Origin of the sequence: Butyrivibrio sp. (genome assembly GCF_017940685.1) — a bacterium.
In the GTDB taxonomy this organism is placed as follows: Bacteria; Bacillota; Clostridia; order Lachnospirales; family Lachnospiraceae; genus Butyrivibrio.
This window is the reverse complement of record NZ_JAGAYD010000101.1, coordinates 1-1,924: the sequence shown is the minus strand read 5'-3', so window position 1 is coordinate 1,924 and position 1,924 is coordinate 1. Positions and strand designations below refer to the sequence as shown.

2 protein-coding genes are annotated in these 1,924 nt (G+C 45.4%); both read right to left on the bottom strand.

Annotation, left to right across the window (positions count from 1 at the left end):
* A partial coding sequence (locus tag J6I68_RS06325; protein ID WP_292218632.1) for a hypothetical protein occupies positions 1-233 on the bottom strand: 233 nt, incomplete at its 3' end.
* A gap of 93 nt (positions 234-326) precedes the next feature.
* Positions 327-1,703 (bottom strand): DNA repair protein RadA, encoded by a 1,377-nt coding sequence (gene radA, locus J6I68_RS06320; protein ID WP_292218630.1) that lies wholly within the window; start codon positions 1,701-1,703, stop codon positions 327-329.
* Between the last annotated feature and the right edge of the window lie 221 nt (positions 1,704-1,924).

Genomic DNA, 1,924 nt, shown 5'->3' with positions numbered 1-1,924 from the left:
GATGTATCCCCCGTTGTAGCCTCGTCTGTAGTAACAGTACCATCATTTACCTGATTTGTTTCAGCAACAGGTTCCTCTTCTTTCTTCTTTTCAAGAGTTTCCTCTTTGCCTTCCCTGGACTCTACCTGGATGTCAGTTCCATCCGCTTCCCCAGCATAGGCGATGGTTGCATTCGTCATTATTAAAATTGTCATCAAAAGGAGCGCTATAGCTCTTTTTACACTGACCATCATATTCCCTCAAATAACCTGCACTTTAACACACTAGTCCATCATACCAAAAAACCAATCATAATCACAATCATATTTGGTTATAAATTTGTCATTTCACAGAATTTTCATGGCATCAGCTACAGAGCTGACTCCGATGATCTCGATGTCTTTGAAAGTCTTTTTTAGCTTGCTCTCAAGAGCCTTGGGAACGATACAGGTCTTAAAGCCAAGCTTTTTAGCTTCAGAAACTCTGGATTCGCCCATACTTACGCTTCTTACTTCTCCGGACAGTCCCACTTCCCCAAAAGCTATCACATCATCACTTATTGGCTTGTTTTTAAAGCTGGAGACAAGAGCAAGACAAATTCCAAGATCAAGGGATGGCTCAGCAACCTTCATGCCTCCTGCCAGATTTACGTAGGCGTCGAAATCACTCATTTGAAGCCCGATTCTCTTTTCAAGAACAGCCATAAGGAGATTTACTCTGTTATAATCTGTTCCATTTGCCTGACGCCTTGGGAATCCAAAGTTTGTTCTTGTGACCAGGGCCTGAACTTCAATAAGAATAGGCCTTGTTCCCTCAACTGAGCAGGTAACGATAGATCCGCTGGCGCCTTCAGGCCTTCCGTCCAGCATAAACTCTGAAGGGTTGGTAACCTCCACAAGGCCCTTTTCCTGCATCTCAAACACTCCAATCTCGTTAGTTGAGCCAAACCTGTTCTTAACAGCCCTTAGTATCCTGTAGGAGGCATGCCTGTCTCCCTCAAAATAAAGAACAGTATCTACCATGTGCTCAAGAACTCTGGGGCCAGCCACCTGGCCTTCCTTAGTCACATGTCCCACGATAAATATGGAAATATTCATGCTCTTTGCAATGCGAAGCAGCACCGACGTTGATTCCCTTACCTGGGAAACACTTCCTGGCGCTGAAGAAACAGACTCATTGTACATGGTCTGAATAGAATCCATTATGACAACCTGAGGTTTAAATCTTGAAATTGTCTCCTCAATATTTGAAAGATTGGTCTCGCACATGAACTTTAGCTGTTCGTTAAAGCCGCCGATCCTGTTAGCCCGTAGCTTGATCTGCTGAAGGGATTCCTCACCTGAAATGTATAGAACATCTCTTTTGTCCCCTGAAATATTTCCTGCAACCTGCAAAAGAATTGTGGATTTGCCTATACCTGGATCGCCGCCCACTAAAATAAGAGAGCCTTTAACAAGGCCGCCGCCCAGCACTCTGTTAAGCTCACCAATGTGGGTATCGTATCTCTCCTCATCGTTTAAGACGATCTCGGAAAGGTTCTTGGGACTCTGAGCTTCTCCGCCAGAGGTAACTGCGCCAACGCCCTTTGCAGCCGCAGCCTTGGGCTTTACTGTCTCCTCCACAAATGTATTCCACTGCCTGCAGCCCGGGCACTGCCCCATCCACTTTGATGACTCATATCCGCACTCCTGACAGAAAAAAACTGATTTTATCTTTGTTGCCATTTAGCCTCCCAACAATTCTTCCGCCCATATTTCTTTTGCGGAAGCAGAACTTTTCCTCTAGTATACACTTACTTCCAAAAATGAACTACCCTCACCGACTCCACGTCGGAAAGGGTTTCTGTTATGCCGCATGGCGGCATGAACCTGTAGGATGCTCTATGCATCCTGCAGAACAGGGCATGTCCACTATGCCTCTATCCCATTGGCTTACCTTTGGGAAT